Genomic DNA, 23,781 nt, shown 5'->3' with positions numbered 1-23,781 from the left:
GAAGACGACGCCTTCGACACCGCCTATTACTGCGAGTGGATCACCGTCTACGACTACTACGGCAACTGGGTCACCGTCTGGCAGTGCTACTGAGCGAACCCCCGCCCCAACCAAAAAGGCCCGCCACACTGGCGGGCCTTTCTGCATGTCAGGCGACGACCCTCAAAGCCGCCGCATCCAGAACTGCAGCGGATGGGCCGTTTCCTCTTTCCCATCCAGGTCCTTCCAGCGAAACTCGGCCACCGCGCCCTCGACCTTCTCGTAGCCCCGCTTGCGCCAGAACCCGTCGAGCGGGCGATACTCGGCAGGCCGCAGCGGATGATCCTCCGGCCGCACCACCCCGCAAAACGCGCTATACGACCGCCCCAGCGCCCGCGCATGGGCCTCACGCATATCGAAGAACCGGTGCCCCAGCCCGTGCCCGCGATACTCCGGCAACAGCACGCTTTCGGCACAGTAAAAGATATCCGTAAGCGGAATGCCCTGCCCCGCGAAGGCCGCGCCGAAATCCTCGGCGTGATCCTCCATCGGCGTGCCGGTCGAGGCGCCCACCAGCCGCTTCCCGTCGAACGCCCCCACGAGAATCGCATCCGCGCTCTCGCGGTAGGTCTGAAGATACTCCGCCTCGTATTCCGCATCCCCGTCATAGAGATACGGCCACGCCCGGAAGACCTCGATCCGGAGCCGCGCCACATCCTCCAGCGCCTCGGCCAGCGCCTTTCCCGTCAGCCGCTCGACACGGATCACCGTGACACCTGGCGCGTCCAGTCGGCGAGGTTGTAATAGGTCACGACCCGGGTGATCAGCCCGTCCTGCAACGAAAAGAACGACCCCGCGGGCAGGCGATAGCTCTGCCCCTCGGCCTCCGGCAGCCCCTCGTCGGTCTGCAGGTAGGTGCCGTTCACCACGTATTCTGCCGCCGCCCGCGTGCCCTTCTCGGCCTCGAAGATCACCATGTCGGTCAGCTCCTCGCGGTAGCACCGGCTCATGTGGTCGCAGAAGGCGCGGAACTTCTCCTTGCCCACGCGCACCTGCCCCTCGTTGACGTGATGCGCGATGTCATCGCTCAAACAGGCCAGCATCGCGGCGGTGTCGCCGTTGTTGAATGCATCGAAATAGGCTTTGACGGTCTCGTTCATAATCCAATCCCCGGGTCGCCCCATCTGTCCTTGAGGTGCTTGATGATCTGGTCGCGTGTCTGGCGATAGGCGTTCAGCTTGGCCTCCCGCGTTTCGCCAAGGCCGGTCGGGTCCATGATCGGCCAGTAGACAACGTCGAGGTGAAACAGCCGCGTCAGGTCCAGCGCCTTGCGCTGGCTGGCGGGGCTGAGCGCGACGATCAGGTCGAAGGACGAGAGGTCATCCCCCCATTGCTCCATCTCGTCGAAACTTCTGGTGCGGTGGCGGTCAAGCTCGACCCCCAGCTCGCGGCAGACGGAAATGGCGAAGCCGTCGATATCCATGTCGCCCTTGACGCCCGCCGACTGCACGTAGGTATCCGTACCGTAGAGCTTCTTCATCACGCCCTCGGCCATCGGCGAGCGCACCGCATTGTGGTCGCAGCAGAAGAGCACCGACTGGGGAAGCTCCAGCGCCACGGCGTCAGCTCCCGAAATGCAGAACGCAGATCAGCGTGAAGAGGCGCCGCGCGGTATCGCTGTCGACATCGGCCTTGCCCTCCAGACGTTCCTCGAGCACGCGGGCCCCCTCGTTGTGGATGCCCCGGCGGGCCATGTCGATGGTCTCGATCTGGCCGGGCGGCAGGTTCTTGACCGCGTCGAAATAGCTCTCGCAGATCGACCAGTAATCCTTGACCACCTGACGGAAAGGCGACAGCGACAGGTGGAACTCGGCCGCCGGCTCGTTCTCCTCGGTGCGGATGTCGAAGACCAGCCGCTTCTCGCGGATCGACAGGCCCACGCGATAGGGCCCCTCGGGCACGACCCGGTCATCCCGCTTGGGCAGGGTGAAGGAGTTCTCCTCGATCAGGTCGAACATCGCGACCTTGCGCTCCTGTTCGATCTCCGGCGTGGGCGGCGGCAGGTTCGCGTCGTCCAGCTCGATGTGGCAGATGCGGCTCATCATGACTGTCTTTCCGTCTGTTCGCGTGGCCTTGCCTAGCCCAGCGCGCAGGGACGGGCAATGCGGCCAAGCGACCGGACGCAGCGTTTTTGCGGCGCTGTGGCGGAAAGGGGCCGTCGGTTGCGGAGCCGCGCCTCGACGGGCCGCGGGGCGGCGAACCAACGCTCGCGATGGGCAGTTTATGCCTGCCAAGCCCCTCCACCATCAGATCGTCGCGCTTCCCTCACCAAATCGCCGGACCGTCGGGGCGGCCCGTCGATGCGCGGCGGGCTTCGCCCTTGATTCCGCGCAAGGCGCCCAACCTTACCCCTCGTTCAACCGATCCAGCCTTGCCCGTACGCTCAACCCATGCGCCTCGAGGCTCTCAGCAATCGCCAGCCTTTCCGCCGCTGGCCCGATCGCCTTCAGCGCCTCGGGCGTCATCTTGGCCAGCGTCGTCCGCTTCAGGAAATCCATCACCGACAGCCCGGACGAAAACCTTGCCGAGCGCGCCGTCGGCAGCACGTGGTTCGGCCCGCCAACGTAATCGCCGATCGCCTCGGGCGTCCAGGCACCCAGGAAAATCGCCCCCGCATGGCGGATCTTGCCCGACAGCCCCTCCGGGTCGGCCACGCACAGCTCCAGATGCTCCGGCGCGATCCGGTCGGCCAGCATCGCGGCCCGCTCCATGTCCGGCACCACGATCACCGCCCCGAAATCGCGCCAGCTCGCCCCCGCGATCTCGCGCCGCTCCAGCGTCTCCAGCCGCTTTTCGACCGCGGCCTTCACCTTCTCGCCGAACCCCGCATCGTCGGTGATCAGGATCGCCTGCGCGCTCTCGTCATGCTCCGCCTGGCTCAGCATGTCCACGGCGATCCAGTCCGGATCGTTGTCCGCATCGGCGATCACCAGTATCTCCGACGGCCCCGCGATCATGTCGATCCCGACCCGCCCGAAGACCCGCCGCTTGGCCGCCGCCACATAGGCATTGCCCGGCCCGATGATCTTGTCCACCGGCGCGATGCTTTCGGTGCCATAGGCCAGCGCGGCAATCGCCTGCGCCCCGCCCACGCGATAGATCTCGTCCACCCCGGCAATCCGTGCGGCCAGCAGGACCAGCGGATTGGCCACCCCATCGGGCGTCGGCACCGTGATCGCCAGCCGCTCCACCCCGGCCACCTTGGCGGGAATGGCGTTCATCAGCACCGAGGACGGGTACGACGCCAGTCCCCCGGGCACATACAAGCCCGCTGCCGTGACCGGCGTCCAGCGCCAGCCCAGCGTCGCGCCTTCCGGATCGGTCCAGCTTTCGTCCCTGGGCATCTGCCGCGCATGATAGCCCCGGATCCGGCCCGCCGCATGTTCCAGCGCCGCGCGGTCCTCGGCCGACACCTGCGCCACCAGCGCATCGACCTCGGCGGTGGTGAACCGCAGCCGGTCGGGCGACAGCTCCATCCGGTCGAACCTCGCCGTCAGCTCGATCAGCGCCTGATCGCCCCGCGCCCGCACATCGGCGATGATCGCGGCCACGGCATCGTCCACATCCTGCGCCTCTTCGCGCTTGGCGCCCAGCAGCGCGGCAAAAGCCTCCTCGAAACCGGCATCGTTGGCGTTCAGAAAATGGGGCATGGCAGATCCTTTCGAGGCACCCTTAAACGGCCCCCGCCGGGGGCTCAAGGGTCGCGGCCCAGCGCCTTCCGCATCGGCTGGCCGCGGGTGCGGAAACAGTCCACCTCCGGCCCGTCATTGCGCCAGCCGTGGCGCAGGTAGAAACCATGCGCCGTCTTCGTGCTGACAAGCGTCGCCTCAACATGGCCCGCCTCGCGCAATTCCGCCTCCATCGCCTGCAACAGCGCGGCGCTGTGGCCCTTTCCGCGATGCTCGGGCGCCACGTAAAGCAGCAGCACCTCGCCCCCACCCGAGACCGACCCCGAAATCGCACCGACAGCAACGATCTCGCCCTCCTCGACCGCCACCCGCACCCCGTGCGCGCCCTCCAGCCAGACGGCCACCTGTTCGGGGGTCTTGTTGGCGGTCCAGGCCTCGATGGCGGCGGCATCGCCCTCGTGATCGGGCGCGCACAGCTCGCGGATCGAGGCGATCAGCACGGCGCTGATCTCCGCCGCGTCCTCCGGCCGTGCGGCGCGCACGCGCGCCATGTCAGGCGCCGTGATCGGGCGCCCGGCCCGAGGGCGCCTTGTAGGGCCGGGTGACATCCTTCAACGTCACCTCCAGCGCTTCCACCGCCAGCCGGATCGCCCCGTCCCCCGCCAGCGTCAGCAGCACGTGGCCGGTGCCGTCCTCGCCCGGCTCGAACCCGACCGTCAGCACCGACAGGATCGTGTCCTTGTCGCCCCGGTCGATCCCCTGGCTCGAGACCTTCAGAACGTGATCCACCGCCAGAACCGAGCGCACCCGCTCGGCCCCGTGCCGTTCGCGGCCCGCATCCTCCCACCGGAAGCGGTTCAGCAGGATGGCAAACCGCCGCTCGCGCGGGCGCCAGGCCATCTCGGTCACCGGGAACACGGCATCCTGCACCAGCGACGACAGAACCTGCAGATCCTCCAGGTCGAAGGCCCCGAGGTTCAGCGGCGCCTCGCGCCCGTCCTCGAATCTCGCATCGTCGTTCACGAGCCCTTCACCCTCTCGATCTGCGCGCCGACGTTGCCCAACTTCTGCTCGACACTCTCATAGCCGCGATCCAGGTGATAGACCCGGTTGACCAGCGTCTCGCCCTCGGCCGCCAGCCCCGCCAGGATCAGCGACACCGACGCCCGCAGATCGGTCGCCATCACCGGCGCCCCCTTCATCCGCTCGACGCCCGTCACCTTCGCGGTGCCGCCCTGCACGTCGATCCTCGCGCCCATCCGCATCAGCTCGGGCGCGTGCATGAAACGGTTCTCGAAGATCTTCTCCTCCAGCACGCTCGTGCCCTCGGCAATGCACATCAGCGCCATCATCTGCGCCTGCAAATCCGTGGGAAAGCCCGGAAACGGCTCGGTCGTGACATCCACCGCCTTCACCCGGCCGTTGCCGCGCGACACCTTGATGCCGCGCTCGGTCTCCTCGACGGTGATGCCGGCCTCGTCCAGCTTCTCGCTGAACGCCTCGACCAGCTCCAGCCGCCCGCCAAGGCACTCCACCGCGCCGCCGCACATGGCCGGCGCCAGCATGTAGGTGCCCAGCTCGATCCGGTCGGGCACCACCGGATGCGTCGCCCCGTTCAGCCGGTCGACCCCCTCGATGGTGATCTCCCGCGTGCCCTCGCCCTCGATCTGCGCGCCCATCTTCCGAAGGCAGCGGGCCAGGTCGACGATCTCCGGCTCCCGCGCGGCGTTCTTCAGAACCGTCGTGCCCTTGGCCAGCGTCGCGGCCAGCAGCGCGTTCTCCGTCGCCCCCACCGACACCATCGGAAACTCCACCACGCCGCCTTTCAGCCCGCCCTTGGCGGTGGCGTGCACATAGCCGTCCTTCAGCTCAAGCTCGGCGCCCATCGCCTCCAGCGCCTTGAGATGCAGATCGACCGGCCGCGCCCCGATGGCACAGCCGCCCGGCAGCGACACCACCGCATGCCCGTCGCGCGCCAGAAGCGGGCCGAGCACGAGGATCGAGGCCCGCATCTTCCGCACGATGTCATAATCGGCGACATGGCTTTTCAGGGCATGGCTCGACATGGTCAAAACCTTGCCCTCCTGCATGCTCATCACCTCGGCGCCGAGGCTCTGGAGCAACAGGCTCATCGTGCGGATATCCGACAGCCGCGGCGCATTGGTCAGCGTCAGCGGCTCCTCGCTCAGAAGCGTCGCCGGCATCAGCGTCAGACAGGCATTCTTGGCCCCCGCGATCGGAATATCCCCGTTCAGCTGTCCATTGCCCCTTACCAGTATCGAATCCATCGGTTCCTATCCCTCGTCCTTGTCTGCCTCGTCCGCCCCGGCGGCGGTTTTTCTGCCCCGCATCTGCGCCTTGCGCCGCGCCATGTTGGCCTTCAGCGCGGCCTTCAGCCGGTCTTCCCGGCTGTCCTTTTCGGCGGGGCGGGCCTTGTCGGGGTGTTTCTTCGTCATCCTGCCGTCCTAGTCTGTTCCGCTTTGTACCCGAGAAATCAAGTCGGCGAAACTAGAAGCCGGTGATATAATACGGTCCGGCGCCCCGCGAAATCCCGCCCCGGCGGTTTTTCCCGGCATTGCGGCAAACCGGTACGAAAACCCGGCCAGATAGCCCTTGCGCGGGGCCGCGGAACGGTCTAAGAGGCCCGCCATCGACGAGGCTGCTGTAGCTCAGTGGTAGAGCGCACCCTTGGTAAGGGTGAGGTCGGGAGTTCAATCCTCCCCAGCAGCACCAGTCCTCTCCCGAACATCCCTCACACACACCGCGCACCCCCGGTCTCGAAGCCGCGCATCGACCGCTGGCCGGCAGGCGATTGCAAGGCAATCGCCGAAAGGTGGGCCGTGGCGCGGCGAACCGACGCTCGTGATGGACACTTTCATTGTCCCGAGTGCCCCAACAGAAACACTCCGGCCGCGGCACAGGGCCGCGGCCGGAAGATGTCAAATCAGCTTCTCGCGAAGGCCAGAAGATCCGGGTTCACCACGTCGGGATGGGTCGCGAACAACCCGTGCGACAGCCCCGGGTAGGATTTCAGCGTCCCGTTCGGCAGCAGGTCGATCGCCTTGTGCGCCGAGTTCTCGATCGGCACCACCTGGTCGTCCTCGCCATGCAACAGCAGCACCGGCACCTCGATGGCCTTCAGGTCCTCCGTGAAATCGGTCTCGGAAAACGCCTCGATACAATCGTAATGCGCCTTCGCACCGCCGGCCATGCCCTGGCGCCACCAGTTGTTGATCAGCCCCTGGCTCAGCTCTGCCCCCGCGCGGTTGAAGCCGTAGAAAGGCCCCGAGGCCACATCGAGGTAGAACTGCGCCCGGTTCGCCACCAGCGCCGCACGGAAGCCGTCGAACACCGACAGCGGAATGCCGTCGGGATTGTTCGGCGACTGCACCATCACCGGCGGCACCGCCCCGATCAGGATCGCCTTCGCGACCCGCCCGGGCTTGGCCCGCGCCGCATAGCGTGCGACCTCGCCACCGCCGGTCGAGTGACCGATATGGATCGCGTCACGCAGGCCCAGCGCCTCGACCAGCTCCGCCACGTCGGCGGCATAGGTGTCCATGTCGTTGCCGGTGTCGGTCTGGTCAGACCGCCCGTGACCGCGGCGATCATGGGCGATCACGCGATAGCCGTTCTGCAGGAAGAACAGCATCTGCGCGTCCCAGTCATCCGCCGACAGGGGCCAGCCATGGTGGAAAACCACCGGCTGGGCGTCCTTCGGGCCCCAGTCCTAGTAGAAGATGTTCGTGCCGTCGCTCGTCTTGATGGTCGCCATGATCGTATGTCCTTCCGGTTGAGAAAACGTGGGTCGGGGAAGCGCCGCCAGCGCAAGGGTCGCGCCGGAGGCAATGAGAAGTTCGCGTCGGTTCAGATTGGATTTCATCACCTGTCCTTTCGGGTTCGACATGGACAGATCTAGGCGCCTCGTGGCACGAAGGGACGTGGCGAAACAGACAAGCACCGGGGCAAAACGGACAATGAACGGCAAACGCGAAACCATCGCCGAGGTCGGCCTGCTGATCTACCCGGATTGCCAGATGTCGGCGATCCACGGCCTGACCGACTTGTTCCGCATCGCCGGCGAATGGGCCAGCGCGCCGGGCATCCGGGTCTCGCACTGGCAGGCCGGCCCCGAAACGGTCGACTGCGTGTACGACACCCATGCCGGCCCGCACCGGCTGAGCTACCTGATCACCCCGCCCAGCATCATCATGCCGGACCGGATGTCCGCACAGCCGGTCTCAGCCGACTGGATGCGCGGGCTCCACGCGCAGGGCACGACGCTCTGTTCGGTCTGCGCCGGCGCCTTCCTCCTGGCCGAGACCGGGCTGGTCGAGGGCCGCCGCGCCACCACCCACTGGGCCTTCGCCCGCACCCTGTCGGAACGCTACCCGGGCATCCGGCTTGCCGAAGAGAACATGATCGTCGACGAGGGCGATATCATCACCGCCGGCGGCATCCTCGCCTGGACCGACCTGGGCCTGACCCTCGTCGAGCGGCTGCTCGGCCCCTCCACCATGCTCGCCACCGCCCGGTTCCTGCTGGTCGAGCCGCCCCGCGCCAGCCAGCGCCCCTTCACCCAGTTCATCCCCCGCTTCGATCACGGCGACACGGCGATCCTCCGGGCGCAGCATCACATCCACGCCAACGCCGCCACGAATGTCGCCATGAAGGACCTGCACGACATCGCCGCCATGACCGAGCGCACCTTCCTGCGCCGGTTCCAGTCGGCCACGGGCCACCGACCGAACGGCTATTTCCAGCAGGTCCGGATCGCCAAGGCCCGCGAAGCCCTCGAACTGGGCACCGCCCCGGTCGACAGCGTCGCATGGGACGTGGGCTATTCCGACGCGGCCGCCTTCCGGAAACTGTTCAGGAAACTGACCGGCATGTCCCCCGTCGACTACAGGAAGACCTTCGGACGCCAGGCCATGGCCCCGCAATGACCCGGCCGGCCGCCGCGGCCCGACCGGCCATCACGCGGAAGTGACCACCGGGCAGGGCCCCTGCCCGGCGCCGCCCGACAGGGCCACGCCGACGCCCGTGCAAGGCCGCCGCCACACCGGGCGGCCCCGAAACCACTGTCCCGGCTGGCTGGCCGCGGCATGATCTCGGCCAGGGGCCGGGAATCGTCCCCTGCTGCGACGGAAACCGAAACCCCGCACCCCCGCGATCCGGCATAATAACGCTTACGCCTTTTGAAACTGCCCCTTTCACCCGTGCCGCACGCACTCTATAACTCACTCGGCTTCCGGGCTCGCGAGTCGGTGGCCTGTGTATAAATTGGGCGATGGATCAGCAGGCGCAGATGTCAATCTTCAGTAATATTCCCGGGCTATTCTCGTCGGACATGGCGATCGACCTCGGGACTGCGAACACGCTGGTCTACGTCAAGGGGCGCGGCGTCATCCTGTCCGAACCTTCGGTGGTGGCCTACCACGTCAAGGACGGGGTCAAGAAAGTGCTCGCCGTGGGCGAGGATGCCAAGCTCATGCTCGGCCGCACCCCCGGCAGCATCGAGGCGATCCGCCCGATGCGCGAAGGCGTGATCGCCGATTTCGACACCGCCGAGGCGATGATCAAGCACTTCATCCGCAAGGTCCACAAGCGCTCGACCTTCTCGAAACCCAAGATCATCGTCTGCGTCCCCCACGGCGCCACCCCGGTCGAGAAACGCGCGATTCGCCAGTCGGTGCTCTCCGCCGGCGCCCGCCGCGCCGGGCTCGTGGCCGAACCCATCGCCGCGGCCATCGGCGCGGGCATGCCCATCACCGACCCGACCGGCAACATGGTCGTCGATATCGGCGGCGGCACCACCGAGGTGGCCGTTCTCTCGCTGGGCGACATCGTCTATGCCCGCTCGATCCGCGTCGGCGGCGACCGGATGGACGAGGCGATCATCAACTACCTGCGCCGCCAGCTCAACCTGCTGGTGGGCGAGTCCACGGCAGAACGCATCAAGACCTCGATCGGCACCGCCCGGATGCCCGATGACGGGCGCGGCACCTCGATGCAGATCCGCGGCCGCGACCTGCTCAACGGCGTGCCCAAGGAAACCGAGATCACCCAGGCCCAGGTGGCCGAGGCGCTGGCCGAACCCGTCCAGGCGATCTGCGAGGCGGTGATGACCGCGCTCGAAACCACCCCGCCCGACCTCGCCGCCGACATCGTCGACCGCGGCGTCATGCTCACCGGCGGCGGCGCCCTTCTGGGCGACCTCGACCTCGCCCTGCGCGAACAGACCGGCCTTGCCGTTTCCATCGCCGATGACAGCCTCAATTGCGTGGCCCTCGGCACCGGCAAGGCGTTGGAGTTTGAAAAACAGCTCCGACACGCGATAGACTACGACAGCTAAGGCGATCTGCGCTATCCTCGCCCGGAACGACCGGCGCGGACCGCCGCGAACCCATTGATGTTGAAGGCGGACCGGAGCCCATGCCGCAGCCCGGCTGACGTTCCGGCCTCTCCACGCCATCCACCTGTCTGACGAAGGGGCAGCCGTTGGCAAAGGACAGAAACCAGGACGGGGATTATTCCGGCCAGCTCAGGCGCCTTCTGGTGGGCGTCCTTCTGCTGTGCCTGCTCGGCCTGTTCCTGATCTGGCGCATCGACAGCCCCCGCATCGAACGCTTCCGCGCGCAGGTGATCGACCGCGTCGTGCCCAGCTTCGACTGGGCGATGGCACCGGTCACCGGCGCGGTCAACATCATCCACGACTTCCAGAGCTACCAGCGCATCTACCAGCAGAACCAGGAACTGCGCCGCGAACTGCAACAGATGAAGGCCTGGAAAGAGGCCGCGCTCCAGCTCGAACAGGAAAACGCCCGCCTGCTCGACCTCAACAACGTCCAGCTCGACCCGCGCCTCACCTTCGTCACCGGCGTGGTGCTGGCCGACAGCGGCTCGCCCTTCCGGCAATCGGTGCTGATCAACGTGGGCGCCCGCGACGGCATCGTCGACGGCTGGGCGGCGATGGACGGGTTGGGCCTCGTCGGGCGCATCTCGGGCGTGGGCGACAACACCGCGCGGGTGATCCTGCTCACCGACACCTCCAGCCACATCCCCGTCACCATCGAACCCTCGGGCCAGCAGGCGCTCGTCTCGGGCGACAACACCCCCTCCCCCACCGTCAGCTTCATCGAGGCACCCGACCGCGTCCGCCCCGGCGACCGGCTGATCACCTCGGGGGATGGCGGGGTCTTCCCCGCCGGGCTGCACGTGGGCCAGCTCGCCAAGGATCCCGGCGGCCGCCTCCGCGTGCGCCTCTCGGCCGATTACGAGCGGCTCGAATTCCTCCGCGTCCTGCGCAACTGGCGCGACGAGCGGATCGCCGACCCGGGCGGCCTCGTCACGCCCTTCGGCCCGATCCCCAACCCGGTCACCCCCGAAGCCGCCGCCACCGGCGGCATTACCCCCGAGCCCGCCGATGGCTGAGCGCAGCCAGACATATCTCTGGGCCATGCGCGCCCTCTTCGTCGGCATCTGCACGCTCTTCGTCTTCCTGCGCCTGCTGCCGCTCGACACCCTGCCGCGCGGCTGGGCGGGGCCCGACTTCATCCTCGCCTTCACCCTGGCCTGGGGCCTGCGCCGGCCGGAATTCGTCCCGCCCCTGCTGGTGGCGGCGGTCTTCCTGCTCTGCGACCTGCTGTTCCACCGCCCGCCCGGCCTCTGGGCTGCGCTTGTCCTGATCGGCAGCCAGACGCTCCGCGCCCGCGCCCCCGACCTGCGCGACCTCACCTTCCCGGTCGAATGGGTCAGCGTCGCCACCACCCTCGCGGCGATGACCATCGGCTACCGGCTGATCCTCGGCGTGCTGATGGTCGACCAGGCGCCGCTGGGCCTCAGCCTGATGCAGATGCTCATGACGCTGATCGCCTATCCGCTGGTGGTGCTGGTCTCGCAATCCCTGCTCGGCGTGCGCAAGGTCGCCCCGGGCGAGCTTGACGCAATGAGGCCCGGATCATGAGACGCCCGACACGCGACAGCGCCGAAAGCTACCGCAAGATCACCCGTCGCGGCCTGATCATCGGCGGCACCATGACCGGCCTCGTCGGCGCCCTGGCCCTGCGCATGCGCTACCTCCAGGTCGAGCAGGCCGACCAGTTCCGCCTGCTCGCCGACGAGAACCGCATCAACATCCGCCTGATCCCCCCCACCCGCGGCCGCATCTTCGACCGCAACGGCATGACCATCGCCGAGAACGTGCCCAGCTACCGCATCACCATGGTGCGCGAGGAAGCGGGCGACGTCGAAGACGTCATCGCCCGCCTGTCGAAGCTGGTCACGCTCAACCCCGAGGAGCTCGAGCGCGCCCGCCGCGACCTCGAACGCCTGCGCGGCGACACGCCCGTCACCATCGCCGACCGGGTAAGCTGGGAAGATATCAGCCGCGTCGCCGTCAACGCCCCCGCCCTGCCCGGCATCACCCCCGACGTGGGCCTGTCGCGCCGCTATCCGCATGGCGAGGCCTATGCCCACGTGGTGGGCTATGTCGGCCCGGTCAGCGACCGCGATCTCGAACGGATGGACGCGCCCGACGCGCTGCTGCTGATCCCCCGCTTCCAGATCGGCAAGATCGGGCTCGAGGCCAAGCGCGAGGAGCTGCTGCGCGGCGAGGCCGGCACCAAGCGGGTCGAGGTCAACGCCGCCGGCAGGGTGATGCGCGAACTCGAACGCCAGGAAGGCACCTCGGGCAAGGACATCCAGGTCTCGCTCGACAACGCGCTGCAGACCTACGCCCATGCCCGGCTGTCCAAGGAAAGCGCGGCCGCTGTGGTGATCGACTGCGAAACCGGCGACCTGCTCGCCTGTGCCTCCACCCCCAGCTACGACCCCAACCTCTTCGTCCGCGGCATCTCCGTCGCCAATTACCAGGCGCTGCTGGAAAACGAATACCGGCCCCTGCCCAACAAGGCGGTGCAGGGCATCTACCCGCCCGGCTCGACCTTCAAGATGGTGGTGGCGCTCGCCGCGCTCGAGGCGGGCGAGCTGGACCTCACCGAAACCGTCTACTGCCCCGGCCATCTCGAGGTCAGCAACCGCCGCTTCCACTGCTGGAAACGCGCCGGGCACGGCAATGTCGACCTGCACCGCTCGCTCCGCGAAAGCTGCGACGTGTTCTATTACGACATGGCCCTGCGCGTCGGCATCGAGAAGATCTCCGAGATGGCCCGCAAGCTGGGCATCGGCATCGAACACGACCTGCCGCTCACCTCGGTCGCCGCGGGGCTGGCGCCGACGAAGGAATGGAAGCTCATCAACCGCGACGCCGAATGGGTCGTCGGCGACAGCGTCAACGCCTCCATCGGGCAGGGCTTCGTGCTGGCCTCGCCGCTGCAACTGGCCATCATGTCGGCCCGCCTCGCCACCGGGCGCGAGGTGAAACCGCGCGTCATCAAGTCGATCGACGGGGTCGAACAGCCCTCGGGCGTGGGCCCGTCGCTGGGCATCAACGAGAACAGCCTGCGCGAAGTGCGCAAGGCGATGTTCGCCGTCTCCAACGACCGGCGCGGCACGGCCTATTCCAGCCGCATCATCGAGGATGCCTTCCGCATGGCCGGCAAGACCGGCACCAGCCAGGTGCGCAACATCTCCTCGGGCGAGCGCGCCTCCGGCGTCCGCCGCAACGAGGACCTGCCCTGGCGCCAGCGCGACCACGCGCTCTTCGTCGACTACGCGCCCTTCGACAATCCCAAGGTCGCGGTCGCGGTGGTGGTCGAACATGGCGGCGGCGGCTCGGCCGTGGCGGCCCCCATCGCCCGCGACATCACCCTGCAGGCGCTCTACGGCGGCGACCCGCCGCTCTCGGCCTACCCCTCGAAGGACCGTGGCCGCATCCAGACCCAGCAGGAGGAACTGCGCCAGTACCGCCCCGGCCCCACCGGGGACGAAAGCGACCGCGCATGAGCTATCTCGAGTACACGGTCAAGACCACGCCGGCCGGCATCCGCAAGGTACTCTACTTCAACTGGGGCCTCGCCATCCTGCTGACGGCGGTGGCGGGCATCGGCTTCCTGATGCTCTACTCGGTCGCCGGCGGCTCGTTCAACCCGTGGGCCGAACCGCAGATGAAACGCTACGCACTGGGCTTCGTGGCGATGTTCTTCATCGGCATGGTGCCGATCTGGTTCTGGCGCAACATGTCGGTTCTGGCCTATCTCGGCTCGGTCATCCTGCTGGTGGCGGTGGAACTGGTGGGCACCGAGGGCAAGGGCGCCCAGCGCTGGATCGACCTCGGCGTCATGCGCCTGCAACCCTCCGAGCTGATGAAGGTCACGCTGATCATGGTGCTCGCGGCCTATTACGACTGGCTGCCCATGTCGCGCCTGTCGCGCCCGCTCTGGGTGATCCTGCCGGTGATCCTGATCATCGCGCCGGTGGCCCTCGTGCTGCGCCAACCCGACCTCGGCACCTCGATCCTGCTGATCATGGGCGGCGGCGCGCTGATGTTCCTCGCCGGCGTCCACTGGGCCTATTTCGCCGTGGTGATCGCCGCCACCGGCGGGCTGATCACCGCGGTCTTCCGCAGCCGCGGCACTGACTGGCAGATGCTGGCCGACTACCAGTACCGCCGCATCGACACCTTCCTCGACCCCTCCACCGATCCGCTGGGCGCGGGCTATCACATCACCCAGTCGAAAATCGCCCTCGGCTCCGGCGGCTGGACAGGGCGCGGCTTCATGCAGGGCACCCAGTCGCGGCTGAACTTCCTGCCCGAGAAGCACACCGACTTCATCTTCACCACGCTCGCCGAGGAATTCGGCTTCGTCGGCGCGGTCTCGCTGCTGGTGCTCTACGCGCTGATCATCGTGTTCTGCATCTCCTCGGCCATGACCAACCGCGACCGCTTCGCCTCGCTGATGACCTACGGCATCGCCGTCACCTTCTTCCTGTTCTTCGCGGTCAACATGTCGATGGTGATGGGCCTCGCCCCGGTCGTCGGCGTGCCCCTCCCGCTGGTCAGCTACGGCGGCTCGGCCATGCTGATCCTGATGCTGGGCTTCGGCCTCGTGCAAAGCGCCCATATCCACAGACCAAGGTAATCCATGACCCTCAACGTCCTCTTTGCGGCCCGCCCCGAGCGGTGGGAAACCTACGAACCCGTCCTGAAATCCGAATTCGCGGCCCAGGGCCTCGACGTGGCGCTCGCCACCGATCATCCGCCCGAAACCGTCGACTACATCATCTACGCCCCCAACGGCCCGGTGCAGGATTTCACCGCCTACACGCGCTGCAAGGCGGTGATGAACCTCTGGGCCGGGGTCGAACAGATCGTCGGCAACGAGTCCCTGACCCAGCCGCTCACCCGCATGGTCGAGGAAGGGCTCACGGGCGGCATGGCCGAATGGGTCACCGGCCACACCATGCGTCACCACCTCGAGATGGATGTCGACCTCGCACGCAAACCGGGCGACTGGTCCCAGCACACCCCCCCGCTGGCCCACGAACGGCCCGTCACCATCCTCGGCCTCGGCCAGCTCGGACAGGCGGCGGGGCAGATGCTTGCCGGCATCGGCTTCCCCGTCACCGGCTGGAGCCGCACGCAGAAGGATGTCGAGGGCATCACCTGCCTCTCCGGCGATGACGGGCTTCTCGAGGCACTGAAAACGGCCGAGATCCTCGTCCTCCTGCTGCCCGACACGCCGGCCACCGAGAACATCATCAACCCCGAAACCCTGGCCCTCCTGCCGAAAGGCGCGGTCATCCTCAACCCCGGCCGCGGCGCCCTGATCGACGACGACGCCCTCCTCGCGGCGCTCGACCTCGGCCACATCGCCCATGCCACGCTCGACGTCTTCCGCACCGAACCCCTGCCCGAGGATCACCCCTACTGGCACCACCCCAAGGTCACCGTCACCCCCCACATCGCCGCCGAAACCCGCCCCGCCACGGCGGCCCGCGTGGTGGCCGAGAACATCCGGCGAGGCGAAGCGGGCGAGCCCTTCCTGTATCTCGTCGACCGCGACCAGGGGTATTGACGACGAGGGCGGCGAAGCCTCCCGCCTCAGAATGCCTTGGGAAGCCCCGCCTGCTTCAGGGTCTCATTCGCCGTGTGCCGGGATTTGCACCCGTGATCCACGGTGAAATACCTGCCGTTGACCGGGCTCTTCCAGATCTCGTGATCCCCGCGCCCCTGGCGCACGAACTCGCAACCGGCCTCTTTCAGAAGCCTCACCAGCTCTTTGTAGAAGCCGGCCAAATGTCAGTGACAGGGGTTGGGAATGCGGGTCAGATGATCGGTCACGATATGCACGGGAATATCCGGCAGAGAGCCATCGCCATCAAAGCCGTTCAGCTCCACAAGGTCCGTCACGGCGGCCAGCACCTTGGGCTCGAGCGCCTCGAAGCTTTCCGCCTCGACAGCAAGCCCGTCGATATCCTTGCTGGTGGCAACCCAGACCCGGGCGTCCTCGTCCCAGTCCGCCCGCACAATGATAGAAACGTGCTTCATGCGCCCTCCTTGGCGAAAGACTTACCTAGTTATGGTTCCGGGCCCCATAAAGTCAACATCGCCCGAAATGGTGAACAACCCGTTAGTGACTCAATCCCCCGCGATGAAGGTCACCATCTTCCACGCCCCGTCCCGTTTCTCGAAAAACGCCCGGTAGTCCACCAGCGCCCGCAAATACTCGCTGTGCACGAACCCCGTCGACCCGTCCCCGCGCGCGACCTCGACATAGGGCGTGCCGCTGACCCAGTCGAGATGGCGCACCACCTCGTGGTCGAGCCACGCCGTCACCTCGCCATACCGGATCGGCCGGTCGCGCATCGCCACGCCGGTGCCGGTCACGAACATCACCTCGAACGGGTCCATCCCGTCGGGCGGCTGGAACGACCAGGTATAGGGCGCCACGAACCGCCCCTCGCCGTCGAACACGCCGCCCATCCGCAGCACCGTCTCCAGGTCGGCCCAGTTGCGCTGCCGCAGCGCCGGCGCCTCGTGGCGCTGGCCCTCGGGGAAGCTCTGCGGATCGACCGTCAGGTAGTCGCGCAGCGCCGCGTGGCCCGAGGCGCCGCCGAAGCTCAGCCTGATATCCTCCGACGCCATCGCCACGATCGCGTCGATATTCCGCGCGACCACCGCCTCGATCAGCCGCGCGCGATATGCGGCGAAGCTTTCGTCCTGCTCCGCCTCGTCCACCGGTGGAAAACTCAGCTCCTGAGCCACCACCGGAAGCGGCAGGGCCAGCAGCAGAAGAGTGAAGAAAATCCGTATCATGCGGGATTTATCGCCCCACCCGGCGCGCCGGTCAATCGCCCTGTGGCGCCGCGCGCCTATTTCAGCCGGGGCGGCTTCGCCGGGTCCATCCCCGGCGCCGCCGCCGGCGCGGCCGCTGCCTCCGCCTCCGGCAGGTCGAACCGCAGCCCGACCCGTGCCAGCCGCGCCGCCGCCGCGTCCTCGGCCCGGAAGAACGCCACGTCCAGCGCCGCCGCTTCCAGCCCCGAGAACTGCAACAGGTCCGACACCGCCCGCGCCAGCGCCCCCTCGGCCCCCGGCACCGCGTCGATCACGCCCAGCATGTGCCCCTCGGCCCCGCTCTCGTACTCCACGCCCACCAGGTAGGCACTCGCCGCCAGCCCCGCCGCGCTCGCCAGCCGCGCATCGAGCGCGGTCAGCAACCGCTCGGGCAAGCCGCCCGGCGCGGTAAACGCCCGCACCTTCGTCTCCACCTCGCGCGGGCCCTGCTCCAGCGTCCCGGCCAGCCATGCCACCGCCTCCGAAGGCAACAGCATCGCCGACGGCGCCACGTCGAGGTTCAGCCCCAGGCCCAGCCCCGCCGGCGCCAGCATCTCCGCCACGGCCCGGCCCGACAGCGCCGCATAGGGCGCCTCGCCCCCGGCGAACTGCGCCAGCCGGTCCTCGCCATCGAAGACCAGCACGAAAGACTGCCCCTCCACGTCGAAGGTGCGGGGCGTCACCCGCTCGCCCTCCGCCTCACGCTCCAACAGCAAAAACAGCTCCGACGCCGCCAACTGCCCGTAGAAATCGAGCCGCGCGCCCTCGTCCTCCGGCGCCGCTTCCATCGCCGCATGCGCCGCGTCGAGCCGTGTCGCCTCAGCCATCCATCACCTCTCTCACTCTTGCCCGCAGAACCGGCAGCACCTCCGCCTCGAACCACGGGTTTTTCCGCAGCCACGCGGTATTGCGCCACGAGGGGTGCGGCAGGGGGAACACCTCCGGCGCCCAGTCGCGCCACGCCCGCACCGTCTCCGTCACCCCGGTCTTCACCCCGAGGTGATACTTGTGCGCATACCCCCCCACAAGCACGCGCAACCGCACGGTGGCCAGCTCCTGCATCACCCGGTCATGCCATGTCTGCCCGCACACCTTGGGCGGCGGCAGGTCCGAGCCCTTCGCATCATAGCCCGGAAAACAGAAGGCCATCGGCACGATCGCCACCCTTGCCGTGTCGTAGAACTCGTGGGCCGAAAGCCCCAGCCAGTCGCGCAGCCGGTCGCCCGACGGGTCGTCGAACGGCTTGCCCGACTGGTGCACCCTTGCCCCCGGCGCCTGCCCCGCGATCAGCATCCTTGCCCCGGGCCGGAACCACACCACCGGGCGCGGTTCGTGGCCCGTCGCCGTCTCGGCAAACCGCTGGGCACAGATCCGGCAGGCCGCGATCTCGCGCTCAAGCCCGGCCATTCAGACCACCTTGACGCCCGCGCCCTTCATCCCCTCCAGCGCGGCAGACAGCGAGCCGTCAAGGTCGATCCCCCGGCACAGCTCCGTCAGAACCGTCACGTCATAGCCCAGCTTCGCCGCATCCACCGCCGAGAAGTTCACGCAGAAATCCGTGGCTAGCCCCACCATGGTCAGCTGCTCGATCCCCCGCGTCTGCAAATAGCCATGCAGGCCCGTGGGCGTCTCGTGATCGTTCTCGAAGAAGGCCGAGTAGCTGTCGATCGACGGGTTGAACCCCTTGCGCACGATCATGTCGGCGCTGTCGGTGTCCAGGTCCGCATGAAACGCCGCCCCGTCGCTGCCCTGGATGCAATGATCGGGCCACAGGACCTGCGTGCCATAGGACATCTCGACCGTCTCGAACGGCGCCTTGTCCTTGTAGCTCGACGCGAAGGAGGAATGCCCCGCCGGGTGCCAGTCCTGCGTCAGGATCACCGCCGGAAACTCGTCGATCAGCGCGTTGATCCCGGGCACGATCTCGTCGCCCCCGTCCACCGCCAGCGCACCGCCGGGACAGAAATCATACTGCATGTCGATCACGATCAGCGCTTCGGTCATCGGGCCATCCTCCGTTTCCCAAAGACCTAAGCGGGCCCGCGCCCCCCGTCAACGCCGCCCGCCCGGTGAACTTTCCGCGCCGCGGCGCGTTGGCGTACCAAACCGATGACAGGACAAAGGACGCCCCCGATGGCAAACCCCCTCACCTTCGCCGTGATCAGCGGCTCGCTGCGCGCCGAAAGCTTCTCGACCAAGATCGCCGAATCCCTGCCTGAACTGGTGCCCGACGACGTCACCCTCGTGCCGCAGGACATCCACGAAATCCCCCTCTACAACGAGGACCTCAAGGTCGATGGCAGCTCCCCCGCGCAGGTGCAGGACCTCGCCCAGGCCATCGAGGGCGCCGACGCCGTGGTCATCTCCTCGCCGGAATACAACCGCGGCACCTCGGGCGTGATGAAGAACGTGATCGACTGGATGTCGAAGGAGCCCAACACCCCCTTCGCCGGCAAACCCGTCCTGATCATCACCCAGTCGCCCAGCGCCACCGGCGGGCTGGTCGCGCAATACGACCTGCGCAAGGCGCTCTCGGTGATCGACGCCGAGATCGTGCCGGGCTTCGAGATCGCGGTCAGCAAGTCGAACGAAAAAATCACCGACGGCAAGCTCACCCATGACGACACCAAGGAATTCATCGCCGACAACCTCTCCCGCCTCGCCAACCGCATCCGCGGCTGACCGCGCGCCCCTTGCCCGGCCACGGGCAAGGGGCTAGAGGATCGGCCCATGTACACCATCGCCGCCCTCTACCACTTCACCCGCTTCCCCGACCCGGCGGCCATCCAGGGCCCGCTGCTGTCGCTCTGCGAGCGCGAGAAGATCTCCGGCTCGCTCCTGCTGGCGCATGAGGGCATCAACGGCACCATCGCCGGCCCCCGCGCCGGCATCGACGCGGTGCTCGCCCATATCCGCGCCCTGCCCGGCTGTGCCGATCTCGACTGGAAGGAAAGCACCAGCGATCACCAGCCCTTCCGCCGCCTCAAGGTCCGGCTGAAGAAGGAGATCGTCACCATGGGGCAGCCGGATGTCGACCCGCAGGCCCGCGTCGGCCATTACGTCGATCCGCAGGACTGGAACGACTTGATCCAATCCCCCGACGTGGCCGTCATCGACACGCGCAACGACTACGAGGTCGCCATCGGCACCTTCCAGAATGCCATCGACCCGAAAACCGCCAGCTTCCGCGACTTCCCCGCCTGGTGGGAGGCCAACAAGGACCGGTTCCACAACAAGCGCATCGCCATGTTCTGCACTGGCGGCATCCGCTGCGAGAAATCCACCAATTACCTGCTGGGCCAGGGCGTGGAAGACGTCTACCACCTCAAGGGCGGCATCCTGAAATACCTCGAAGAGGTGCCCGAGGCCGAAAGCACCTGGAACGGCGAGTGCTTCGTCTTCGACAACCGCGTCTCCGTGGGCCACGGGCTCCGGGAAGGCCCGCACCAGCTCTGCTTCGCCTGCCGCCGCCCGATCCTGCCCGAAGACCGCGACCGCCCGGAATACGAGCACGGCGTCTCCTGCCACCAGTGCTTTGCCGAGACCACGGAAGACGACAAGCAACGCTTCCGCGAACGCCAGAAACAGATGGCCCTGGCCGAGGCCCGCGGCGAAAAACACATCCGCATCGTCCACGAAGAGTGACGCGAGGCAGCCCGCAAGGGCTGACGAGCAGCGCCCTCAGGCCGCCACGGCAACAGCCTTCCGCGGCCGCGTCCGCAGCAGGATCAGCACCATGATCCCCATGTTCAGGAAATTCCACAGGATCCCGTTCACGAAGGCCATCTGGTAGCTCCCCGTCACATCGTAAATCCAGCCCGACATCCACCCGCCCAGCGCCATGCCCATGATCGTCGCCATGATCACGAACCCCACGCGCCGCCCGGCCTCGACGCTCGGCATGTAATCCCGCACTACCAGCGCATAGCTCGGCACGATCCCGCCCTGCGACAGGCCAAAGACCGCGCTCACCACGAACAACGAGGTCAGCCCCCCGGTCGGCAAATACAAAAACAGCGCCAGGCATTGCAGCGACGACCCGATCAACAGCGTCCGCACCCCGCCCAGCCAGTCGGCCACGAACCCGAACACCAGCCGCGACGCCGCCCCGCCGAAAAGCATCAGCGCCAGCATCTGCCCGCCCACCGCCGGGCCATAGCCCAGGTCAGTGCACAGGCTGACGATATGCACCTGCGGCATCGACATCGCCACGCAGCACCCGATCCCCGCCAGCCCCAGCAACAGCATCAGCGTCCGGGGTGAGAACCCGGCCGCCTTCGCCCGCAGGCTGGAAATCGCGTCCGACCGCGCCGTCGCCTCCAGCGGCACACGCCGCCGCAACAGGAACGACAGCGGCACCATCGTCACCAGCGTGATCACCGCCAGCCACACATAGACCGCGCGCCACCCGTCCGTCTCCAGCACCCCGGCCAGCAACAGCGGCCACACCGCGCCGGAGAGGTAATTCCCGCAGGCCGTGATCGCCACCGCGATCCCCCGCCGCTTCAAAAACCACATCGACACATCCGTCATCAGCGGGCCGAAACTGGCCCCCGTTCCGAACCCGATCACCAGCTGCAACCCCGCCAGCAACAGCACCGACGGGCTCACCGCCGCCAGCCCCATGCCGCCCGCGATGATCGCCGCCGACAGGCTCAGCGCGGCGGTCACCCCGAACCGGTCGATGATCCGCCCCACCGCGAAATTGCCGACCGCATAGCCGATCATCGTCATCGTGTAGGGAAAAGACGCCTCGCCCCGGTCGATCCCGAACTCCGCCTGGATCGCCGGCATGACCATCACGATCACCCAGATGCCCACGTTCCCCACCGTCGCGATCAGAAGCGAGACGGCAAGGCGGAACCACGAATACCGGCTGTCGAGAACATCAGGGCCTGTCATGGCCGCGACGTTAGTCGCGCGCCCGGCGATGCGCCAGCGCGAAAACCGCGGGGCTTGGCCTTCCCGCGGCGGCACGGTATGGCTGCGCCATCCGCAACGCTCCGGAGCCGGCCACATGACCTCTCCCCGCCCCACCGACATCGCCCGCGACGTGCTCGAGATCGAGGGCGCGGCGCTCGCCCGCCTGCGCGACGAGATGCCCGACAGCTTCGACACCGTGGCCGAGCTGCTGCTGAACGTGCCCGGCCGGGTGATCGTCTCGGGCATGGGCAAGTCGGGCCATATCGCCGCCAAGATCGCCGCCACCATGGCCAGCACCGGCACCCCCGCCCAATACGTCCACCCGGGCGAGGCCAGCCACGGCGACATGGGCATGATCACCAGCGCCGACGCGGTGATCCTGATCTCCAACTCCGGCGAGACGCGCGAACTGGCCGACATCATCGGCCACACCCGCCGCTTCGCCATCCCGATGATCGCCATCACCAAGAAACCCGACAGCACGCTGGGCCGTCAGGCCGACCACGTCCTCCCCCTCCCCGACGCGCCCGAGGCCTGCGCCATCGGCATGGCGCCGACCACCTCCACGACCTGCACGCTGGCCCTCGGCGACGCCCTCGCCGTCGCGCTCATGCGCCTGCGCGGCTTCGACAAGGAAAGCTACCTCGCCTACCACCCCGGCGGCACGCTGGGCGCGCAATTGCTGCTGGTCTCGGCGGTGATGCACAAGGGCGACGAACTGCCCGTCGTGGCCGAGGACACGCCGATGGGCGAGGCGCTGGTCGAGATGACCCGCAAAAGCTTCGGCGTCGCCGCCGTGGTCGCGGACGGCCGCCTCGCCGGCGTCATCACCGACGGCGACCTCCGCCGCAACATGGACGGTCTGATGACCCGCACCGCCGGCGAGGTCGCCACCCGCTCCCCCCTCGTCACCGCCCCCGACGCCCTGCTCGTCGAGGCGCTCGGCGTCATGAACGCCAACAAGCGCACCGTGCTGCTGGTGACCGATGCGGAAAACCACCTCGTCGGCCTCGTCCACATCCACGACGCCCTGCGCGCCGGGGTGGCCTGACGCGCCCTCCAGGAACCGCCCGCCCCGGGCCCGACCCGGGGCCTCTGAGGAAGCCGGGCGAGCGCCGGCCCGTGGGGAGGCGCCGCAACACCCGTGGCTGCGACTTTATCCCGCCGAGCACATCTTCCCTCTAAACGTAACGCAACACCCGCCAAAGCACCTGCCCGCCGGGACGGGCCGGCGCTCGCCCGGCGCCTTCGGTGCTATTCGGGCGCGTGCGATCCGTAGGGTGGGTGAAACCCACCTCCCCCAACCCCCCGCACCGACGCAATACCGACAAAATACCGACGTTATACCGACGTTGCATTTCCCAGGAAATCACCCCGCCAAAACTCGCCCCGTCCCGGCCCCCGAGCCGGGACCTCGACCCACCAGAGGCCCCGGATCAAGCCCGGGGCGGGCACGGTCCAATACCCCCGCAAGGCAACCGAACCCTACTTCACCGCCTCGATATTCAACGACACGAGAACCCCGTTCTCCTTGTCCATATGCGGCAGATAGGCCTGCGAATAATCGTCCATGTGCGAATGCTCGGTCTCCCGCCAATCCCACAACCGCGTCTCGGAAAACCCCACCTCCTTCAGGGCCTCCGACAACGACGCCTCGTCGAAAATCATCCCGTGAAAATCATACTCGTCCCGCTGCCCCCCGGTCACCAGCCCGCGCACATCCTCGATCCCCCGCGGCAGTATGCCCGACATGTAAAGCCTTGCAGCCGCACCGAAATCCGGCACCGCCAGCCGCAGCACCCCACCCGGTTCCAGCACCCGGTACCACTCCTTGAGCGCATCCTTGTAGGTCCGCCGCCCGAAATGCTCCAGCACGTGGCAGGCATAGATCAGCTTCACCGACCCGTCCGGAATGAACGACAGGTCCTCGACCCGCCCGACATGATCGACATG

At 67.6% G+C, this 23,781-nt stretch carries 29 protein-coding genes and 1 tRNA gene; 11 read left to right on the top strand and 19 right to left on the bottom strand.

What is annotated here, in order from left to right:
* Positions 1–162: 162 nt before the first annotated feature.
* The 9 genes from RLN94_RS05225 to RLN94_RS05185 all read right to left on the bottom strand — a co-directional run bounded on the left by RLN94_RS05225 (position 163) and on the right by RLN94_RS05185 (position 6,124).
* Entirely contained in the window at positions 163–747 is a 585-nt protein-coding gene (locus RLN94_RS05225; RefSeq protein WP_350128171.1) for a GNAT family N-acetyltransferase, read from the bottom strand.
* Positions 744–1,139 carry a ketosteroid isomerase-related protein gene (locus RLN94_RS05220; RefSeq protein ID WP_350128168.1) on the bottom strand — a complete coding sequence of 132 codons (396 nt, stop codon included), beginning with the start codon at positions 1,137–1,139 and terminating at the stop codon, positions 744–746. The genes RLN94_RS05225 and RLN94_RS05220 overlap by 4 nt, the downstream gene beginning before the upstream one ends.
* Positions 1,136–1,597, bottom strand: a complete 462-nt coding sequence (locus tag RLN94_RS05215; RefSeq protein ID WP_350126504.1) for an arsenate-mycothiol transferase ArsC — start codon at positions 1,595–1,597, stop codon at positions 1,136–1,138. Before RLN94_RS05215 ends, RLN94_RS05220 begins: the two co-directional genes overlap by 4 nt.
* 4 nt (positions 1,598–1,601) lie before the next feature.
* Complete coding sequence (locus RLN94_RS05210) at positions 1,602–2,081, bottom strand: UPF0262 family protein (RefSeq protein ID WP_350126507.1); 480 nt, start codon at positions 2,079–2,081, stop codon at positions 1,602–1,604.
* Positions 2,082–2,384: 303 nt separating this feature from the next.
* Positions 2,385–3,689, bottom strand: a complete 1,305-nt coding sequence (gene hisD, locus RLN94_RS05205) for a histidinol dehydrogenase (protein ID WP_350158853.1) — start codon at positions 3,687–3,689, stop codon at positions 2,385–2,387.
* A gap of 44 nt (positions 3,690–3,733) precedes the next feature.
* Positions 3,734–4,219: a GNAT family N-acetyltransferase gene (locus tag RLN94_RS05200; protein WP_350126513.1), complete on the bottom strand. Its 486-nt coding sequence runs from the start codon at positions 4,217–4,219 to the stop codon at positions 3,734–3,736.
* A 1-nt stretch (position 4,220) separates the two neighbouring features.
* Positions 4,221–4,691: a DUF2948 family protein gene (locus RLN94_RS05195; protein ID WP_350126516.1), complete on the bottom strand. Its 471-nt coding sequence runs from the start codon at positions 4,689–4,691 to the stop codon at positions 4,221–4,223.
* Positions 4,688–5,956: a UDP-N-acetylglucosamine 1-carboxyvinyltransferase gene (murA, locus tag RLN94_RS05190; protein WP_350126519.1), complete on the bottom strand. Its 1,269-nt coding sequence runs from the start codon at positions 5,954–5,956 to the stop codon at positions 4,688–4,690. Before murA ends, RLN94_RS05195 begins: the two co-directional genes overlap by 4 nt.
* A gap of 6 nt (positions 5,957–5,962) precedes the next feature.
* A complete protein-coding gene (locus tag RLN94_RS05185) occupies positions 5,963–6,124 on the bottom strand; it encodes a hypothetical protein (RefSeq protein WP_350126522.1) in 162 nt (53 codons plus the stop codon).
* A gap of 202 nt (positions 6,125–6,326) precedes the next feature.
* On the opposite strand from RLN94_RS05185, the gene RLN94_RS05180 reads away from it, so the two are divergent.
* Positions 6,327–6,401, top strand: a tRNA-Thr gene (locus tag RLN94_RS05180).
* Positions 6,402–6,612: 211 nt separating this feature from the next.
* Here RLN94_RS05180 and RLN94_RS05175 read toward each other — a convergent pair.
* Both RLN94_RS05175 and RLN94_RS22225 read right to left on the bottom strand, forming a co-directional pair.
* Positions 6,613–7,371: an alpha/beta fold hydrolase gene (locus RLN94_RS05175; protein ID WP_502949460.1), complete on the bottom strand. Its 759-nt coding sequence runs from the start codon at positions 7,369–7,371 to the stop codon at positions 6,613–6,615.
* A gap of 27 nt (positions 7,372–7,398) precedes the next feature.
* Entirely contained in the window at positions 7,399–7,551 is a 153-nt protein-coding gene (locus tag RLN94_RS22225; protein ID WP_502949447.1) for a hypothetical protein, read from the bottom strand.
* Between the two features lie 94 nt (positions 7,552–7,645).
* Here RLN94_RS22225 and RLN94_RS05170 point away from each other — a divergent pair, with 94 nt between their 5' ends.
* The 7 genes from RLN94_RS05170 to RLN94_RS05140 all read left to right on the top strand — a co-directional run bounded on the left by RLN94_RS05170 (position 7,646) and on the right by RLN94_RS05140 (position 15,646).
* Positions 7,646–8,614: a GlxA family transcriptional regulator gene (locus tag RLN94_RS05170; protein ID WP_350126525.1), complete on the top strand. Its 969-nt coding sequence runs from the start codon at positions 7,646–7,648 to the stop codon at positions 8,612–8,614.
* A 362-nt stretch (positions 8,615–8,976) separates the two neighbouring features.
* Positions 8,977–10,023 (top strand): rod shape-determining protein, encoded by a 1,047-nt coding sequence (locus RLN94_RS05165; protein ID WP_057820969.1) that lies wholly within the window; start codon positions 8,977–8,979, stop codon positions 10,021–10,023.
* A 146-nt stretch (positions 10,024–10,169) separates the two neighbouring features.
* Positions 10,170–11,102 (top strand): rod shape-determining protein MreC, encoded by a 933-nt coding sequence (gene mreC / locus RLN94_RS05160; protein WP_350126529.1) that lies wholly within the window; start codon positions 10,170–10,172, stop codon positions 11,100–11,102.
* On the top strand, positions 11,095–11,634 hold the full coding sequence (locus RLN94_RS05155) for a rod shape-determining protein MreD (RefSeq protein ID WP_350126532.1): 540 nt from the start codon (positions 11,095–11,097) through the stop codon (positions 11,632–11,634). Before mreC ends, RLN94_RS05155 begins: the two co-directional genes overlap by 8 nt.
* Complete coding sequence (gene mrdA / locus RLN94_RS05150) at positions 11,631–13,574, top strand: penicillin-binding protein 2 (RefSeq protein ID WP_350126535.1); 1,944 nt, start codon at positions 11,631–11,633, stop codon at positions 13,572–13,574. Before RLN94_RS05155 ends, mrdA begins: the two co-directional genes overlap by 4 nt.
* Positions 13,571–14,710, top strand: a complete 1,140-nt coding sequence (rodA, locus tag RLN94_RS05145; protein WP_350126538.1) for a rod shape-determining protein RodA — start codon at positions 13,571–13,573, stop codon at positions 14,708–14,710. Before mrdA ends, rodA begins: the two co-directional genes overlap by 4 nt.
* Before the next feature lie 3 nt (positions 14,711–14,713).
* Entirely contained in the window at positions 14,714–15,646 is a 933-nt protein-coding gene (locus tag RLN94_RS05140; RefSeq protein WP_350126541.1) for a 2-hydroxyacid dehydrogenase, read from the top strand.
* Between the two features lie 26 nt (positions 15,647–15,672).
* On the opposite strand, the gene RLN94_RS05135 is transcribed toward RLN94_RS05140, so the two are convergent.
* From RLN94_RS05135 to pncA, 6 genes are all read right to left on the bottom strand, one after another.
* A complete protein-coding gene (locus RLN94_RS05135; protein ID WP_350126544.1) occupies positions 15,673–15,843 on the bottom strand; it encodes a type II toxin-antitoxin system HicA family toxin in 171 nt (56 codons plus the stop codon).
* Between the two features lie 27 nt (positions 15,844–15,870).
* The gene (locus RLN94_RS05130; RefSeq protein WP_350126547.1) at positions 15,871–16,119 is read right to left on the bottom strand and encodes a DUF1902 domain-containing protein; all 249 of its coding nucleotides are present in this window, start codon (positions 16,117–16,119) and stop codon (positions 15,871–15,873) included.
* Between the two features lie 90 nt (positions 16,120–16,209).
* The gene (locus RLN94_RS05125; RefSeq protein WP_350126549.1) at positions 16,210–16,887 is read right to left on the bottom strand and encodes an SH3 domain-containing protein; all 678 of its coding nucleotides are present in this window, start codon (positions 16,885–16,887) and stop codon (positions 16,210–16,212) included.
* Positions 16,888–16,943: 56 nt separating this feature from the next.
* Positions 16,944–17,732: an SseB family protein gene (locus tag RLN94_RS05120; protein ID WP_350126552.1), complete on the bottom strand. Its 789-nt coding sequence runs from the start codon at positions 17,730–17,732 to the stop codon at positions 16,944–16,946.
* A complete protein-coding gene (locus RLN94_RS05115; protein WP_350126555.1) occupies positions 17,725–18,312 on the bottom strand; it encodes a uracil-DNA glycosylase family protein in 588 nt (195 codons plus the stop codon). Before RLN94_RS05115 ends, RLN94_RS05120 begins: the two co-directional genes overlap by 8 nt.
* Positions 18,313–18,909, bottom strand: coding sequence for a bifunctional nicotinamidase/pyrazinamidase (pncA, locus tag RLN94_RS05110; protein ID WP_350126558.1), 597 nt, complete (start codon positions 18,907–18,909; stop codon positions 18,313–18,315). It lies immediately after the preceding gene.
* 129 nt (positions 18,910–19,038) lie between these two features.
* Between pncA and RLN94_RS05105 the strand changes: the two genes are divergently transcribed.
* Positions 19,039–19,587, top strand: a complete 549-nt coding sequence (locus RLN94_RS05105; RefSeq protein ID WP_350126560.1) for an NADPH-dependent FMN reductase — start codon at positions 19,039–19,041, stop codon at positions 19,585–19,587.
* Positions 19,588–19,635: 48 nt separating this feature from the next.
* Complete coding sequence (trhO, locus tag RLN94_RS05100; protein ID WP_350126563.1) at positions 19,636–20,550, top strand: oxygen-dependent tRNA uridine(34) hydroxylase TrhO; 915 nt, start codon at positions 19,636–19,638, stop codon at positions 20,548–20,550.
* A gap of 36 nt (positions 20,551–20,586) precedes the next feature.
* On the opposite strand, the gene RLN94_RS05095 is transcribed toward trhO, so the two are convergent.
* Positions 20,587–21,807 (bottom strand): MFS transporter, encoded by a 1,221-nt coding sequence (locus tag RLN94_RS05095; protein WP_350126566.1) that lies wholly within the window; start codon positions 21,805–21,807, stop codon positions 20,587–20,589.
* A 115-nt stretch (positions 21,808–21,922) separates the two neighbouring features.
* Here RLN94_RS05095 and RLN94_RS05090 point away from each other — a divergent pair, with 115 nt between their 5' ends.
* A complete protein-coding gene (locus RLN94_RS05090) occupies positions 21,923–22,879 on the top strand; it encodes a KpsF/GutQ family sugar-phosphate isomerase (RefSeq protein WP_350126569.1) in 957 nt (318 codons plus the stop codon).
* A 434-nt stretch (positions 22,880–23,313) separates the two neighbouring features.
* Here RLN94_RS05090 and RLN94_RS05085 read toward each other — a convergent pair.
* Positions 23,314–23,781: class I SAM-dependent methyltransferase (locus RLN94_RS05085; RefSeq protein ID WP_350126572.1), on the bottom strand; the 468-nt coding region annotated here is incomplete at its 5' end.

Source organism: Roseovarius sp., assembly GCF_040223625.1.
In the GTDB taxonomy this organism is placed as follows: Bacteria; Pseudomonadota; Alphaproteobacteria; order Rhodobacterales; family Rhodobacteraceae; genus Roseovarius.
This window is presented reverse-complemented; position numbering and strand designations above follow the sequence as displayed.